The following is a 14,699-nucleotide window of genomic DNA, read 5'->3' as shown; positions in this document are numbered from 1 at the left end:
ATATACTGCTATTAGTACCAGGTATTAAGTTCTTTAGGGAAGAGTTTAGGAGGGAACTGAATGCGGGTACCTAAGAAGGAGCGGCAACGCTTACTGCAAGAAACGATTGAACATAACCCGTTCATTAAAGACGATGAACTGTCGAAGCAGTTCGCCGTCAGCATTCAAACAATCCGTCTCGATCGGATGGAGCTTAAAATTCCTGAAGTCCGGGAACGGATCAAGCATGTTGCTTCAGAGCACCTCGATGAAGTGAAGTCGCTCGCAATGAGCGAGGTCATCGGTGATATGATTGACTTGAAACTCGACGAATCGGCCATCTCGGTTCTCGACATGGAAAGAGAACACGTCTTTAGCCGCAATGAGATCGCCCGTGGACACGTCTTGTTCGCTCAGGCCAACTCGTTAGCGGTGGCGCTCATCGACGACGAACTGGCGTTGACCACTAAAGCGGAAATCCGGTTTAGTCGCCAAGTTCATCTCGGAGAGCGAGTCGTTGCCAAGGCTCGTGTTGTCAAACTGCGTCGAGACGGACGGACGGACGTCTCAGTGGATAGTTATGTCGGCGAAGAGTGTGTCTTTAGCGGAGACTTCACGATTTATCGTCGCGGTGAGGAGGAACAAGTATGAAGTTAGCAATTGATGCAATGGGTGGGGATCATGCCCCAAAAGCAATCGTGGACGGCGTAAAACAATTTGCTGAAAGTTTTCCGGACGAGCAGATGGAACTGTTTCTAGTCGGTGATGGAGTGAAGCTTGCATCCTACGGGTTGACCGACCCGCGGATTACAATCGTTCCTGCGAGCGAAGTCATCACAGGCGAAGATGAACCGGTCCGGGCGGTTCGCCGGAAAAAAGACAGCTCGCTCGTCGTAGCGGCTCAGCTCGTCAAAGACGGGAAAGCAGATGGACTCGTATCGGCCGGGAACACCGGGGCGCTCATGGCGGTTTCGCTTTTTGTCATCGGTCGGATTCCTGGAATCGAACGTCCGGCACTGTCGCCAACGTTCCCTACATATACGGGTAGCGGTGTCGTCGTCTTAGATGTCGGGGCCAATCCGGACGCTAAGGCAGAACATTTGGTTGATTACGCGATCATGGGTTCGCTATACGCCGAGCACGTCCGCGGCATCAAGCGCCCACGTGTCGCGCTCCTAAACATTGGGACGGAGGCTGGGAAAGGAAACGCGCTGACGAAAGAAGCGTTCCCCCTCCTCGAACAGGCTCCGGTCCACTTCGTCGGAAACGTCGAGGCCCGCGAGGCGATGTCAGGTGACGTCGATGTCATCGTGACAGAAGGATTTGCCGGAAACATTTTGTTGAAAGGTGTGGAGGGTGCTTCGTCAATGCTCATGAAAATGTTGAAAGAACAGTTCACGAGCGATATTGTCTCGAAGCTTGCCGCTCTCGTCTTAAAACCGAAACTGAAAAACTTGAAACAAACATTAGATTATCGTGAGCAAGGTGGTGCGGGCTTGTTCGGAATCAACGCCCCGGTCATCAAAGCGCACGGGTCGAGTGACGCACTAGCCATCATGAGTGCGCTCAAACAGGCGAAAATCATGGTTGACCATGATGTCGTCGCGAAGATCAAACAAGCGAAAGCAACAGACTAACGTAAAGAAGGTGAGTACATGAGAGAAGCGTGGATATTTCCCGGCCAAGGGTCACAAACAGTCGGTATGGGTCAAACGTTCTTAGACGATCCTGAACAGATGCAAGCGATCGATCGTCGACTCGGATTTGATTTGCTCGACGTCATGGCGGCCGGATCAAAAGAAGAGCTTCAACAAACGGAAGTCGCACAACCTGCCATCGTGGCGCACGCGGCGCTACTCGCGCTCGCACACGGGAAGACCGGTGCCAAACCGGACGTCGTGATTGGCCATAGTGTCGGTGAGTATGCGGCACTCGTCGTCGCGGGCGTCATCGATCTCGAAGAAGCGTGTGTGCTCGTACGTGAGCGCGGCAAGCTCATGTCCGAGGTGAAGGACGGAACGATGGCAGCGGTCATCGGCATGACCGATGTCGCAGAAGCGTTCCACTTGACCGAGAAGATTAGTGCCAGCGGAAACCTTGTACAAATCGCCAATTACAACTGTCCGGGCCAGTTCGTCATTTCGGGTCACGTCGACGCGGTCAAACAAGCAGAGACAGACTTAAAACAGGCTGGGGCGAAACGCGTGTTGCCGCTAGACGTGTCAGGGGCGTTTCATAGTTCATATATGATGCCTGCTGCGACACGGTTTAAAGATGTGCTCGCATCGTCACCGTTCAAAGATGCGACGATTGGGATCATTTCGAACGTCGACGCGGCGGTCCATACTGACGCCGAGAAACTAAAAGCGCTTCTCACCGAGCAACTGTACGCCTCGGTCCGGTTTGAGGACTGTGTTCGGAAAGCGATTGCTGAGGGGGTCGATACGTTTATCGAGTTCGGTTCGACGTCACCGTTGTCCGGGCTCATCAAACGAATCGATAAAAACGTGACACTTAAACAAGTGACGACGTTAGAAGAGGTTGCAGCGTTAGGGGGAGAAGTGCGTGCATGACCAAGTAGCAATCGTGACGGGTGCGTCCCGGGGTATCGGGGCCGCCATCGCGAAGCGTTTAGGGGAAGACGGCTTTCGAGTCGTCGTCAATTACTCGGGTAGTGTCGAGCAAGCAAAAGCAGTCGTTGCAGCCATTGAAGCGGCGGGCAGCGAGGCGATCGCCGTCAAAGCGGACGTCTCGAACGCTGACGATGTGAAAGCACTCGTCAAGACGGCAGTCGATACGTTCGGCCGTTTGGATTGCCTCGTCAACAACGCCGGGATCACACGAGACGGTCTGCTCATGCGCATGAAAGAGACCGACTTTGACGATGTGCTCGCGACGAACTTGAAAGGCGCGTTCTTGACGTCGCAAGCGGCGACGCGTCCGCTCCTCAAGTCGAAATCAGGTCGTATCATCAACATCGCCTCGGTCGTCGGAATCACGGGGAACGCCGGACAAGCGAACTATGCGGCAGCGAAAGCTGGACTCATCGGACTCACGAAATCGGTGGCGCGCGAGCTCGCGGCCCGTCACGTGACGGTGAACGCGGTCTGTCCAGGCTTTATCGAGACCGACATGACCGGTGCGTTGACAGACGCGCAGCGCGAAGCGACGCTCGGACAAATTCCGTTCAATCGCTTCGGCCAAGTCGAAGACGTGGCGAGCATCGTCTCGTTTCTCGCGTCAAGCGAGGCCGCTTACGTGACCGGGCAGACGATCGCCGTCGACGGCGGCATGACGATGGCGTAAAAACAGAACTTTACCAATTGTAGTACATTTAATATAATTTACTTTGGAGGGATTTTATCATGACAAAAGAACAAATCTTAGTAGACGTACAAGCAGCAGTAGCAGAGAAACTCGGGAAAGACGTTTCTGAAATCACAGCCGAAAAATCATTTAAAGACGACCTCGGTGCGGACTCGCTCGAAGTGATGGAAATGGTCATGGACCTTGAAGACAAGTTCGATATCACAATCGAAGACGAAGATGCCGAGAAGCTTGCAACTGTGGGCGACGTCGTGTCTTACATCGAAACAAAATTGTAATCAAGCCTCCCACCGCTCATAATGAGCGGTGGGCTTGTGCTTATACACGGAGGGACTTATGACAAAGGATAAGCGACGGTTCGACCGTCAAGGGTCGGCGCAAAGACGCCGACGAAATGAAGTGGAGCGAGCACGCATCGTTGAGAAGTTCACGTCACTCGAGGAACGACTTGGTGTGAAATTTACGAACCAAGAACTGTTAATGCAGGCGTTCACCCATTCATCATATGTCAATGAACAACGCGGTTTGAAAAAAGACAATGAACGGTTAGAGTTTTTAGGAGACGCGGTGCTCGAGTTGACAGTGTCCCGGTTTTTATATGAGACGTATCCGGAGCGCTCCGAGGGGGAATTAACGAAGTTACGGGCGGCCATCGTTTGTGAGCCGTCGCTCGTGAACTTTGCCGAAGCCTACGCTTTCTCTGATTTTATCTTGCTTGGAAAAGGGGAAGAGCTGACGGGCGGACGGAAACGTCCCGCGTTACTCGCCGATGTGTTCGAATCATACATCGCCGCCCTCTACCTTGACCAAGGGATCGAACCAGTAGAACAGTTCCTCGCCGAAGCGGTTTTTCCGAAAGTCTTAGCCGGTGTGTTTGAAGAGCAGACCGATTATAAGAGTCAACTTCAAGAGAGTGTACAGCGCGAAGGGCTCGGCCCGGTCACGTATACGATCATCGAAGAACGCGGTCCGGCCCACAGCCGTGAATTCGTCTCCCACGCTCGTCTCAGTGACGATATCGTCGGCGAAGGGATCGGTCGTTCGAAGAAAGAAGCCGAGCAGATCGCGGCTAAAGAAGCGTTGATCGAATTCAATCGGCGATACGCCGGCCTATAAAAAAAGGAGTGGACCCGCGCGGGTCCACTCCTTTTGGTTACGTCAATTGGCCAAGTTCTTCGACGAGACCGTCGACTTCAGAGATCGAGAGTGATGACCGGTTCATCACGTAGTCGTAAATCTCTTTCACGGCCGATGCATCGGCTTTGTTATATTCTTCCGCCTTGATCGCACCGCGGTTGATGATGTTCATTTTATCGAGGATTTCCTCGATCATTTGTTCATTCGTCATGTGTAGTACTCCTTTCTACAGTTCTTTTTAGAATAGCATGATTCTAGCATTTTGACGAACTAGCAACTGTGGTAAAATAAACGAATGAATGCTTACTTAGGATAGGATGGTCACGATGCACTTAAAACGAATCGAACTCGCTGGCTTTAAATCGTTTGCCAAGCGGATTGAACTAGATTTCCGTCCCGGTGTGACAGCCGTGGTTGGACCGAACGGGAGCGGGAAATCAAATATATCGGACGCTGTTCGCTGGGTACTCGGCGAACAGTCGGCCAAATCGCTCCGTGGGGCGAAAATGGAAGATGTCATCTTTGCCGGTAGCGAAGGCGAGAACCACCGCAACGTCGCCGAAGTGACGCTCGTTTTAGATAATAGCGATGCGCACTTGCGCCTGCCGTATGAAGAAGTGAGCGTGACGAGACGCGTGACGCGCAGTGGCGACAGCGACTATTTCATGAATAAAAAGCCGTGCCGCCTGAAAGACGTCATCGACTTGTTCATGGATACGGGTTTGTCCCGTGATGCGTTTGCGATCATCGGGCAAGGACGGGTCGAACAAGTCATCTCGGGTAAACCGGAAGATCGCCGCGCCGTCATTGAAGAAGCGGCCGGCGTGCTGAAGTACCGCCAACGCAAAAAACAAGCGGAACGAAAGTTGCAAGACACAGAGCTGAACTTGTCGCGCGTCGACGATATCTTATATGAACTTGCCGATCGGGTCGAACCGCTTCGTGAACAAGCGGCACTCGCTCGAGAGTTCCAAGTCGCCAAGGCGCGGCATGACGACCTCGAGACCGGGATTCTCGGTGCCGAGATCACCGAGCTCAAGGCGAAAATCACTTTCGCCACAACACAACAGACGGCAGCAGAAGAACAGTTACGCAACCAAGAAGCGGCGCTGAACGCGCTCGTCACCGAACGGGCCGCGCTCGAGGAAACATTGACCGAGCATCGTGCCGTCCTCGAGACGCTCCATCAGGATGAGCGTCTTCAAGCGACTGAGCTCGAACGGCTCTCGGGAGATATTAAACTCGCCAAAGCGCGAGAAGAGCATGGGGCAGAGACGAAAGAACGACTCGAGCGCCAACGCGCGGAGTTGGTCGAAGAGACAGAGCAATTGCAGTCGCGATTGTCGGTCGCTCAAACGGACAAAGCCTTGAAGTCAGAAGCGTTGCAGACCGTTGAGACGACACGGGACGAGCTCGCACGGAAGCTTACGGCGGCGACTCGCGATTTCAACGCGGAGATCGAACAGCTTCAAAGTGAGGCGTTCGAACTGGCAACGAGACGAGCCACGCTCAGCAACCAACAGAAACGGGAACGACGTGACATCGAACAGGCAGAGGAAGCGAAAGCGCGTCTCCTGCGTGAGAACAAGGACCGGCTTGATGTTCGAACCGAACAGACCGCCTCGCTCGATGCAAACCGAGATCGTCTTGAAGCGGTACGTACGGCTTGGCAGGAACTGCTGGCCGAAGAAGAGGCATTGGTCGCTAAGGAAGTCGCGCTCCGAGAAAAGTTGTCGCGAGCCGAACAATCGTATCATGACCTCGACCGGCGCCGTCAAAAGACCGAAGACCGGATCGACATGTTAGAGCGGATGAAGCAATCATATGAAGGGTATTTCCATGCCGTCAAATTCGTATTGAAAGACCGTGCGAGCGGTGTGCTCGGAGCGGTTGCAGAGCTGATTCAAGTGCTCCCATCATATGAGGCCGCCATCGAGACGGCACTCGGTCAAACGCAACAACACGTCGTCGTTGAAGATGAAGCGGTCGGCCGCCGTGAGATCGACAAGTTACGCCGGGCTAATGCCGGGCGGGCTACGTTCGTCCCGATGACGACGGTGAAAGAGCGCTTTATCCCGAGCGAGGTCGCCCATCGTCTCGAGGCGATGGATGGCTTCGTCGGCATCGCATCAGATCTCGTGACGACGGAACCTTTGTTTGACAAATTGAAACGGTCCTTGCTCGGGGCCGTCATCGTGGCCAAGACGCTCGAGGTCGCGAACCGGATCGCTCAGACGACGGGCTATCGCTACCGGATCGTCACGCTCGACGGCGATATCGTCAACGTCGGTGGTTCGATGACAGGGGGGAGCCGGAAACAAGGCGTCGCCCTGTTCACCCAGTCAAGAGAGCTCGATGATTTGAAACAAGGATTGACGCAAGGGTTGGCCATGCTGCACGAACAGCAGCTTCGCGTGACGGAGTATGAAGCGGAGACGAGTCGTCTCAAACAGTCGCTCCACACGCTCAGAACACGGAAACGGCAAGAGGAAGAGACGCTCCGGGCGTTAGAGACCTCGTTCCGGGAATTAGAGCGGACGACCCAGGACGCGAAAGCACAACTCGAACTGTTCGATCACGAGATGAATCGCTATACGCATACGATTGAAACATCTTCGGCAGAATTGACGCGCCTCGCAAGTGAACTCGAGGCGACGGAAGTGTTGCAGACGTCGCTGCGGACAGAGCTCGAGCAGTTGCGTGCGGAGCAGGCGAAAGGCGCGGAGACGACGGGGCAATTGCAAGAGGCAATCCGTCTAAACGAGCTCGACCTGCAACGTCATACGCTTGACCTGGATCGGGTGAATACGGAAGTCGAACGGCTCGTTGCCGAAGTCGACAAACAGACGACCCGACTCGATCAAATCAAACACGAACTAGAGCGGCTCGAAAGCGGACGGATCGTCTCATCCGCGGAACTTCGAATCGAGCATGACAGGGCGACGGAGCAGATGAAAGTGTTGAAAGGGCGAATTGAAGCGCAGTCGCAAACGCTGAAAAAAGAGGAAGAGACACACCGTATCCTCAGACAGCGTGAACAGCAGGCGACGGACGTTCGCCGCCAATTCGAGGCCGACGTCCGTAAGCTTGAAACTGAGGCGAATGAACTCGAGTTGAAACAGCAGTGGAAACTAGACGCCCTCGAAGAACGTGGACTCGTCTATGACCTTCTCCCGGTATTATCGATCCCGCTCGACGAGGCGAAAGAAGAGTTCAAGTTGCTCGTCCGTCAAATCGAGGAGATCGGACCTGTCAACTTGAGTGCGATCGAAGAGTTTGAACTCGTCAATGAACGGTTCACGTTCTTGTCTGAACAGCGAGACGATCTCGTCAATGCGAAACAGGACCTGTACGACGTCATCTCTGAAATGGACCGAGAAGTGACACGGTTGTTCAACGAGACGTATGCGACCGTCCGCACGCATTTCAAACAGACGTTCAAAGAACTGTTCGGAGGCGGCGAGGCCGACCTTAAACTCGTCGATGCGACCGATTTATTAAACACAGGGATCGACATCGTCGCCAAACCGCCCGGCAAAAAGTTACAGACGTTAAGTCTGTTGTCTGGTGGCGAACGGGCACTGACCGCGATCGCGCTCTTATTTGCGATTTTAAAGACGCGCCCTGTCCCGTTCTGCGTGCTCGACGAGGTCGAAGCAGCGCTCGACGAGGCGAACGTCCACCGGTTCGGTGAATACGTCCGCACGTTGTCGATCGATACACAGTTCGTCATCATCACCCACCGTAAAGGGACGATGGAGGCGGCCGACACGCTCTATGGCGTGACAATGCAACAAAACGGTGTCTCGGAGGTACTTTCGGTCGAATTATCAGAAGCGAAACGTGTCGTCGAGACAGATGAAGAGATGGAGGAATTGACTTGAGTTTTTTTAAAAAATTAAAAGATAAATTGACGACCTCGACCCAAGAGGTGTCGCAAAAGTTTACAGACGGGTTGACGAAAACACGTGACGGGTTCGCGAGCGCCGTCAACGATCTCGTCTATCGGTTCCGTGAAGTCGATGAGGACTTCTTCGATGAACTTGAAGATTTGCTCATCCAGGCGGACGTCGGCGTCACGACGACGATGGACCTCGTCGAAGATTTAAAAGAAGAAGTGAAGCGTCGCAATTTGAAAGACCCGGTCGCCGTCCGCGACGCCCTCGTCGAAGTCGTGGCGAAACGTCTACAAGAAGACGAGTCAGACCGCGAGTTGAACATGCAGGACGGGTTGACCGTCATCTTGTTCGTCGGTGTGAACGGTGTCGGCAAGACGACGACAATCGGAAAACTCGCCCATCAGTTGAAAGCAGAAGGTCGTTCGGTCATGCTTGCGGCGGGCGATACGTTCCGGGCCGGCGCGATCGACCAGCTGCAAGTATGGGGTGAACGTGCCGGTGTCCCCGTCATTCGCCAAGCGGAAGGGTCAGATCCGGCCGCGGTCGTGTTTGATGCTGTCCAAGCCGCGAAGTCACGCGGTGTCGACGTCTTGATTTGCGATACGGCAGGACGACTCCAAAACAAGGTCAACTTGATGAAAGAGCTCGAGAAAGTGAAACGGGTCATCGAACGCGAAGTGCCAAACGGTCCGCACGAAGTCTTGCTCGCGTTAGACGCGACGACGGGGCAGAACGCGATGCTTCAAGCGAAGGCGTTTCAGGAAGCGACGAACGTGAGCGGGATCGTGCTCACGAAGTTAGACGGAACGGCCAAAGGTGGCATCGTCCTCGCAATCAGAAACGAGCTCGATATCCCGGTCAAATACGTCGGTCTCGGTGAAAAAATTGATGATTTACAGGTGTTCGACCCAGAGCAGTTCGTCCTCGGACTATTCGGTGACGTATTTGAAGAAAAAGACCAGACAAACGATGACCTCGCCTAACTTTCACTGTTAAGAAAAAAACTTGACAAGACGTTAGGACGGCTGTACTATTGTTAGTTGTAAAGGGATTTCACTTAACATGTGGAGGTGAGAGGTATGTCGCTCGAAAAGACGAATCGAATGAACTACTTATTCGATTTTTATCAAGCGCTTCTCACGCCGAAACAGCGCAACTACATGTCTCTTTATTACCTAGATGACTACTCGCTCGGAGAGATTGCGGAAGAGTTTGAAGTCAGCCGTCAAGCGGTCTACGATAACATAAAGCGTACCGAAGCAATGCTTGAGCAGTATGAAGAAAAGCTGGAGCTGTTCGAGAAATTCGAGCAACGGCAACTGCTTCTCCAGACGCTCAGACGTCAAGTCGAGCAAATGCCCGACGTGACGGAGACGGTTTCGGCGCTTGAGAATTTAGAGTAGGGGGCTGAAGCATGGCATTTGAAGGATTATCAGAACGGTTGCAATCGACATTGGCGAAAATGCGGGGGAAAGGTAAGATTTCCGAAGCAGACGTCAAAGAGATGATGAGAGAAGTTCGTCTCGCGCTCCTTGAGGCCGACGTTAACTTCAAAGTGGTCAAACAGTTCGTCAACGACGTGAAAGAACGGTCAATCGGCCAAGACGTCATGAAATCGTTGACACCGGGCCAACAAGTCGTCAAGATCGTTCATGAAGAATTAACGACCTTGATGGGGAGTGACGTCGTCCCGATCACCTTTAGTTCAAAACCACCGACAGTCGTCATGATGGTCGGATTACAAGGTGCTGGTAAGACGACGACGACCGGAAAGCTCGCGAACTTGATTCGCAAAAAGCATAACCGGAGTCCGCTTCTCGTCGCTGCTGATATTTATCGGCCGGCGGCCATCAAACAGCTCGAGACTCTCGGCAAGCAACTCGATTTACCGGTGTTCTCACTTGGCGATCAAGTGACGCCGGAAGAAATCGTCACAAAAGCTCTCGAGCACGCCAAAGTTAATCATCACGATTTCGTGTTGATAGATACGGCCGGTCGTCTTCATATCGACGAGACGCTCATGGGCGAACTCGAAAATGTGAAAACGATCGCCAAACCGAATGAAATCTTCCTCGTCGTCGATGCGATGACGGGTCAAGATGCGGTCAACGTGGCCGATCGCTTTAATGATTTGCTCGGAATTACCGGCGTCGTGTTGACAAAACTCGACGGTGATACACGTGGTGGGGCAGCCCTTTCAATCAAGGCAGTCACGGGAGCGCCGATTAAGTTCGTCGGTCTCGGTGAAAAGTTGGATGCCCTCGAACCTTTCCATCCGGAGCGCATGGCGTCACGGATCCTTGGAATGGGTGACGTGCTCACGCTCATCGAAAAAGCGGAGTCACAAATGGACCAAGATGCCGCGAAAGAGCTTGAAAGCAAAATTCGTGATGCATCGTTCACGTTCGATGATTTTATCGAGCAATTGGGTCAAGTGAAAAACATGGGCCCGATTGATGAATTACTCTCGATGTTACCTGGTGCAGGTAAGATGAAAGGGTTGAAGAACGTCCAAATCGACGAGAAGCAACTCGATCATGTCGAGGCAATCATCCGGTCGATGACGAAGCATGAGCGCACGAATCCTGAAGTGCTCAACGCCAGTCGTCGCAAGCGGATCGCAAAAGGGAGCGGTCGTTCCATCCAGGAAGTGAACCGTCTCATCAAACAGTTCGATGACATGAAGAAGCTCATGAAGCAGATGTCAGGACAAATGAAAGGGAAGAAAAAAGGTCTCGGCCTTCCATTCTTCTAAGAAAACTTTTGTCAGTCAGGCAAAAAAGCAGTATACTATTAAAGTTGTCAATTCTTAAACACATAATGGAGGTATATTACCATGGCAGTTAAAATTCGTCTCAAGCGCATGGGCGCAAATAAATCACCTTTTTACCGGATCGTTGTAGCAGATTCACGTTCACCACGTGATGGCCGTTTCATCGAACAACTCGGTCACTACAACCCGGTTGCAAAACCAGAAGCAGAAGTTCGCATCAACGAAGAACTCGCGCTCAAATGGTTGGCAGACGGCGCGAAGCCATCTGACACAGTCCGCAACTTGTTCTCTAAAGCAGGGATCATGGAGAAATTCCACAACGCGAAAAACGCGAAGTAACCCTGTGGCCGACCTTTTATGAGGTCGGCCTATTTTTTTGAGGAGGTTTTATGATGGATTGGTTAAACGTAGGCAAAATCGCCAACACGCACGGTTTAAAAGGGGAATTGAAGTTGCTCGCCGCGACTGATTTTCCAGAAGAACGCTTTAAAATTGGAGAGACGCTCTACCTTGACGTCGACGGGAAGAAGATGCCGCTCGAAGTGACGACGTATCGTCCGCACAAACAGTTCCATCTCGTCACGTTCAAAGGGCTAGACAACATCAATCTCGTCGAGAAGTACAAAGGGATGTCGCTCTATGTCCATGCTGGAAACGTCCACGAGCTTCCGGAGCATGAATTTTACTACCACGAGATCATCGGATGCGAGGCCGTCGTCGACGGAGAAGTGATCGGTGTCGTCGAGGACATCTTTGAGACCAATGGCGCGAACGATGTCTGGGTCATCAAGCGTCCCGGCAAGACGGATGCGCTCATCCCGTACATCGAGTCGGTCGTCAAAGACATCGACGTCGAAGCGAAACGTGTCATCATCACGCCGATCCCTGGAATGATCGACGATGAAAATTGATGTCTTGACCTTGTTCCCGGAAATGTTCGCCCCGCTTGATCATTCGATCGTCGGGCGTGCCCGGACACTCGGCCAAGTCGAAGTGCAGTTCACGAACTTCCGTGACTTCTCGACGAACAAACATCATAAAGTCGATGATGCTCCGTATGGAGGCGGGGCCGGGATGCTACTCACGCCGCAGCCGCTATTTGATGCGTTCGATTCGCTCGCAAAGTCGAAGCCGCGCGTCATCGTGACGACGCCGACGGGGCGACCGTTCAATCAACGCGTCGCCGAAGAGTGGGCAAACGAAGAGCACTTGATCTTTTTATGCGGCCATTACGAAGGGTTTGACCAACGGATCCACGACGAACTCGCGACAGACGAAGTGTCGATCGGAGACTTCGTGATGACCGGTGGTGAACTCGCGGCGATGGTCATGATCGACGCGACGGTCCGCCTCATCCCGGAAGTGCTCGGCGATCAAGCGAGCCACGAGGATGACTCGTTCTCGACCGGACTGCTCGAATATCCGCATTATACGAGACCGGCTGACTTCCGCGGCCTCAAAGTCCCGGACGTCCTGTTGTCGGGCAATCACGCCAAAATCGAGTCGTGGCGCCGTGAGCGTTCGCTCGAACGAACGTTCAGGCGTCGGCCGGAACTGTTAGATCAAATTGATCTGTCACCGTCCGATAAAAACTTCATCGAATCGTTGCGCGATTCATAAAATTATGCTATGTTTGAGCATGTGGGTTAGCCCCACCGATTACCGATGTTCCGCTATTGGATGCCGAGGCAAACGAAGATATGAACATTGAAGAAAAAGGAGATCAATTCATGAACGCACAAAAACTGTTCCGTGAAATCACAGAAGAACAATTCAAATCGGACGTACCTGCTTTCCGTCCTGGTGACACAGTACGTGTCCACGTTAAAGTCGTAGAGGGAACGCGTGAGCGTATCCAGATCTTCGAAGGCGTAGTTATCAAGCGTAAAGGTGGCGGCATCAGCGAAACATTCACAGTCCGTAAGATTTCTTACGGCGTAGGTGTTGAGCGTGCATTCCCGCTTCACTCACCGCGTGTCGCGCAAATCGAAGTCGTTCGTTACGGTAAAGTCCGCCGTGCGAAACTTTACTACCTCCGCAACCTTCGCGGTAAAGCAGCACGTATTAAAGAAATCCGTCGTTAAGATGGGGAAAGCTTGTCGCTTGCGACAAGCTTCTTTTTTTCTAGTACAATAAGTTCAAACGGACAGAGGAGTGAGGCAATTTGAAAGAAGTGTTCAGTTGGCTTAAAGCAATCGTAGTGGCGCTCGTCATCGCGTTCGTGATCCGAACGTTCATCTTTGTACCTGTCATCGTCGAAGGTGAATCGATGATGCCGACGCTCCAAAACGCCGATCGGATGATCGTCAGCAAAATCTCTAACTACGTCGGTGAACTCGACCGGGGCGATATTATCGTCTTTCATGCGACTGAATCAAAGGACTATATTAAACGCGTCATCGCTATTCCTGGCGATACGCTTGAATATCGGGACGATACGCTCTACTTGAACGGAGAAGCAGTCGAAGAACCGTATTTAGAGGATTTCCAAGCCCAAATGAACGGCTTTCCTCTAACCGAGAACTTTACGCTCGAACAAGTGACAGGTGAAGCGGTCGTACCGGAAGGCTCATACTTCGTTATGGGAGATAACCGACAAAACTCGAAAGACAGCCGTGAAATCGGCTTTGTCTCGAAAGAAAGCGTCGTCGGCAAAACGAACTTTGTGTTCTGGCCGATGGGTGACTTCGGGACGGTAGAAGAATAGGGTGGTGTTTTTTTGGCAATTCAATGGTTCCCTGGCCACATGGCCAAGGCGCGAAGACAAGTAACAGAGAAGTTAAAACTGATTGACGTCGTCATCGAACTCGTCGATGCACGTGTTCCGCAATCGAGCCGAAATCCGATGGTCGATGAGATCACGGCGGGTAAACCGCGGCTGATCGTGTTGAACAAGGCTGACATGGCCGATCAAGCTGTCACTGACGCCTGGATGCGCGCCCTGAAGCGTGACGACATCGAAGTCGTCGCCGTCGATGCGAAGCATAGCAAAGGCTTAAAGCAGCTCATGACGGGCGCAGAGAAGCTCATGCAAGACAAGCACGACCGCATGCGTGAGAAAGGCCGTAATCCTGGCCCGATCCGTGCCCTCATCATCGGCATCCCGAACGTCGGGAAGTCGACACTGATCAACCGGCTCGCCGGGCGCAATATCGCCATCACCGGCGACCGTCCTGGTGTGACGAAACGGCAACAATGGATCAAGATGAAAGGCGGCGAGATGGAACTGCTCGACACGCCTGGTATTCTGTGGCCGAAGTTCGAGGACCAGATGGTCGGATATCGCTTAGCTGCTACGGGTGCGATCAAGGACGACATTTTAAACCTTGATGACATCGCGATGTATGCAGCGCGTGAACTGCGCGCCCGTTACCCGGAACAGTTGAAAGAGCGGTTTAAACTCGACGACTTGCCGGAAGACGCGGTCGAACTGCTCGAGTTGATCGGGAAAAAACGTGGCCTTCTCAGCGGCGGCTACGTCGATTTCGAAAAAGCGAGCGAACTATTATTGAACGAGCTTCGTCATGAGAAGATCGGACGTGTCTCGCTTGAGACGCCGGCAGATCATAATATGGCGTGAAGTC

General features: G+C 52.8%; 17 protein-coding genes. 16 read left to right on the top strand and 1 reads right to left on the bottom strand.

Going from position 1 to position 14,699, the window contains the following annotated elements:
* The first annotated feature begins 60 nt into the window (after positions 1–60).
* The 6 genes from fapR to rnc all read left to right on the top strand — a co-directional run bounded on the left by fapR (position 61) and on the right by rnc (position 4,422).
* On the top strand, positions 61–630 hold the full coding sequence (gene fapR, locus EVJ24_RS06160; RefSeq protein ID WP_016509712.1) for a transcription factor FapR: 570 nt from the start codon (positions 61–63) through the stop codon (positions 628–630).
* Positions 627–1,616 (top strand): phosphate acyltransferase PlsX, encoded by a 990-nt coding sequence (gene plsX / locus EVJ24_RS06155; protein ID WP_070327518.1) that lies wholly within the window; start codon positions 627–629, stop codon positions 1,614–1,616. The genes fapR and plsX overlap by 4 nt, the downstream gene beginning before the upstream one ends.
* Before the next feature lie 18 nt (positions 1,617–1,634).
* On the top strand, positions 1,635–2,552 hold the full coding sequence (gene fabD / locus EVJ24_RS06150) for an ACP S-malonyltransferase (protein ID WP_070327517.1): 918 nt from the start codon (positions 1,635–1,637) through the stop codon (positions 2,550–2,552).
* The gene (gene fabG / locus EVJ24_RS06145) at positions 2,545–3,285 is read left to right on the top strand and encodes a 3-oxoacyl-[acyl-carrier-protein] reductase (RefSeq protein ID WP_070327516.1); all 741 of its coding nucleotides are present in this window, start codon (positions 2,545–2,547) and stop codon (positions 3,283–3,285) included. The genes fabD and fabG overlap by 8 nt, the downstream gene beginning before the upstream one ends.
* Before the next feature lie 59 nt (positions 3,286–3,344).
* Positions 3,345–3,584: an acyl carrier protein gene (gene acpP / locus EVJ24_RS06140; RefSeq protein ID WP_016509693.1), complete on the top strand. Its 240-nt coding sequence runs from the start codon at positions 3,345–3,347 to the stop codon at positions 3,582–3,584.
* Between the two features lie 121 nt (positions 3,585–3,705).
* Complete coding sequence (gene rnc / locus EVJ24_RS06135; protein WP_070327951.1) at positions 3,706–4,422, top strand: ribonuclease III; 717 nt, start codon at positions 3,706–3,708, stop codon at positions 4,420–4,422.
* A gap of 37 nt (positions 4,423–4,459) precedes the next feature.
* On the opposite strand, the gene EVJ24_RS06130 is transcribed toward rnc, so the two are convergent.
* On the bottom strand, positions 4,460–4,654 hold the full coding sequence (locus tag EVJ24_RS06130) for a DUF1128 family protein (RefSeq protein WP_016509709.1): 195 nt from the start codon (positions 4,652–4,654) through the stop codon (positions 4,460–4,462).
* 115 nt (positions 4,655–4,769) lie between these two features.
* On the opposite strand from EVJ24_RS06130, the gene smc reads away from it, so the two are divergent.
* The 10 genes from smc (at position 4,770) to ylqF (ending at position 14,695) form a co-directional block, all read left to right on the top strand.
* Positions 4,770–8,327: a chromosome segregation protein SMC gene (gene smc / locus EVJ24_RS06125; protein WP_442899257.1), complete on the top strand. Its 3,558-nt coding sequence runs from the start codon at positions 4,770–4,772 to the stop codon at positions 8,325–8,327.
* Positions 8,324–9,325 carry a signal recognition particle-docking protein FtsY gene (gene ftsY, locus EVJ24_RS06120; RefSeq protein ID WP_131440289.1) on the top strand — a complete coding sequence of 334 codons (1,002 nt, stop codon included), beginning with the start codon at positions 8,324–8,326 and terminating at the stop codon, positions 9,323–9,325. Before smc ends, ftsY begins: the two co-directional genes overlap by 4 nt.
* Before the next feature lie 96 nt (positions 9,326–9,421).
* Complete coding sequence (locus EVJ24_RS06115) at positions 9,422–9,745, top strand: putative DNA-binding protein (RefSeq protein ID WP_070327513.1); 324 nt, start codon at positions 9,422–9,424, stop codon at positions 9,743–9,745.
* Positions 9,746–9,756: 11 nt separating this feature from the next.
* Complete coding sequence (gene ffh, locus EVJ24_RS06110; RefSeq protein WP_071399586.1) at positions 9,757–11,097, top strand: signal recognition particle protein; 1,341 nt, start codon at positions 9,757–9,759, stop codon at positions 11,095–11,097.
* 81 nt (positions 11,098–11,178) lie between these two features.
* A complete protein-coding gene (gene rpsP, locus EVJ24_RS06105) occupies positions 11,179–11,454 on the top strand; it encodes a 30S ribosomal protein S16 (RefSeq protein ID WP_021067098.1) in 276 nt (91 codons plus the stop codon).
* Between the two features lie 53 nt (positions 11,455–11,507).
* Positions 11,508–12,026 carry a ribosome maturation factor RimM gene (gene rimM, locus EVJ24_RS06100; RefSeq protein ID WP_070327511.1) on the top strand — a complete coding sequence of 173 codons (519 nt, stop codon included), beginning with the start codon at positions 11,508–11,510 and terminating at the stop codon, positions 12,024–12,026.
* Complete coding sequence (gene trmD / locus EVJ24_RS06095; protein ID WP_071399588.1) at positions 12,016–12,735, top strand: tRNA (guanosine(37)-N1)-methyltransferase TrmD; 720 nt, start codon at positions 12,016–12,018, stop codon at positions 12,733–12,735. The genes rimM and trmD overlap by 11 nt, the downstream gene beginning before the upstream one ends.
* A 110-nt stretch (positions 12,736–12,845) precedes the next feature.
* The gene (gene rplS / locus EVJ24_RS06090) at positions 12,846–13,199 is read left to right on the top strand and encodes a 50S ribosomal protein L19 (protein WP_070327950.1); all 354 of its coding nucleotides are present in this window, start codon (positions 12,846–12,848) and stop codon (positions 13,197–13,199) included.
* Positions 13,200–13,279: 80 nt separating this feature from the next.
* The gene (lepB, locus tag EVJ24_RS06085) at positions 13,280–13,822 is read left to right on the top strand and encodes a signal peptidase I (RefSeq protein ID WP_016508241.1); all 543 of its coding nucleotides are present in this window, start codon (positions 13,280–13,282) and stop codon (positions 13,820–13,822) included.
* Positions 13,823–13,834: 12 nt separating this feature from the next.
* The gene (gene ylqF / locus EVJ24_RS06080; protein ID WP_131440287.1) at positions 13,835–14,695 is read left to right on the top strand and encodes a ribosome biogenesis GTPase YlqF; all 861 of its coding nucleotides are present in this window, start codon (positions 13,835–13,837) and stop codon (positions 14,693–14,695) included.
* Positions 14,696–14,699: the final 4 nt, after the last annotated feature.

The sequence above is a fragment of the Exiguobacterium sp. SH1S21 genome (assembly GCF_004337175.1).
Lineage (GTDB): Bacteria > Bacillota > Bacilli > Exiguobacteriales > Exiguobacteriaceae > Exiguobacterium > Exiguobacterium aurantiacum_A.
This window is presented reverse-complemented; position numbering and strand designations above follow the sequence as displayed.

Excerpts from the sequence above, each read along its gene's own strand:
- fapR (WP_016509712.1), top strand. The coding sequence starts at position 61 with ATGCGGGTACCTAAGAAGGAGCGGCAACGCTTACTGCAAGAAACGATT.
- plsX (WP_070327518.1), top strand. The coding sequence starts at position 627 with ATGAAGTTAGCAATTGATGCAATGGGTGGGGATCATGCCCCAAAAGCA.
- fabD (WP_070327517.1), top strand. The coding sequence starts at position 1,635 with ATGAGAGAAGCGTGGATATTTCCCGGCCAAGGGTCACAAACAGTCGGT.
- acpP (WP_016509693.1), top strand. The coding sequence starts at position 3,345 with ATGACAAAAGAACAAATCTTAGTAGACGTACAAGCAGCAGTAGCAGAG.
- EVJ24_RS06130 (WP_016509709.1), bottom strand. The coding sequence starts at position 4,654 with ATGACGAATGAACAAATGATCGAGGAAATCCTCGATAAAATGAACATC.
- smc (WP_442899257.1), top strand. The coding sequence starts at position 4,770 with ATGCACTTAAAACGAATCGAACTCGCTGGCTTTAAATCGTTTGCCAAG.
- EVJ24_RS06115 (WP_070327513.1), top strand. The coding sequence starts at position 9,422 with ATGTCGCTCGAAAAGACGAATCGAATGAACTACTTATTCGATTTTTAT.
- ffh (WP_071399586.1), top strand. The coding sequence starts at position 9,757 with ATGGCATTTGAAGGATTATCAGAACGGTTGCAATCGACATTGGCGAAA.
- rpsP (WP_021067098.1), top strand. The coding sequence starts at position 11,179 with ATGGCAGTTAAAATTCGTCTCAAGCGCATGGGCGCAAATAAATCACCT.
- rimM (WP_070327511.1), top strand. The coding sequence starts at position 11,508 with ATGGATTGGTTAAACGTAGGCAAAATCGCCAACACGCACGGTTTAAAA.
- trmD (WP_071399588.1), top strand. The coding sequence starts at position 12,016 with ATGAAAATTGATGTCTTGACCTTGTTCCCGGAAATGTTCGCCCCGCTT.
- rplS (WP_070327950.1), top strand. The coding sequence starts at position 12,846 with ATGAACGCACAAAAACTGTTCCGTGAAATCACAGAAGAACAATTCAAA.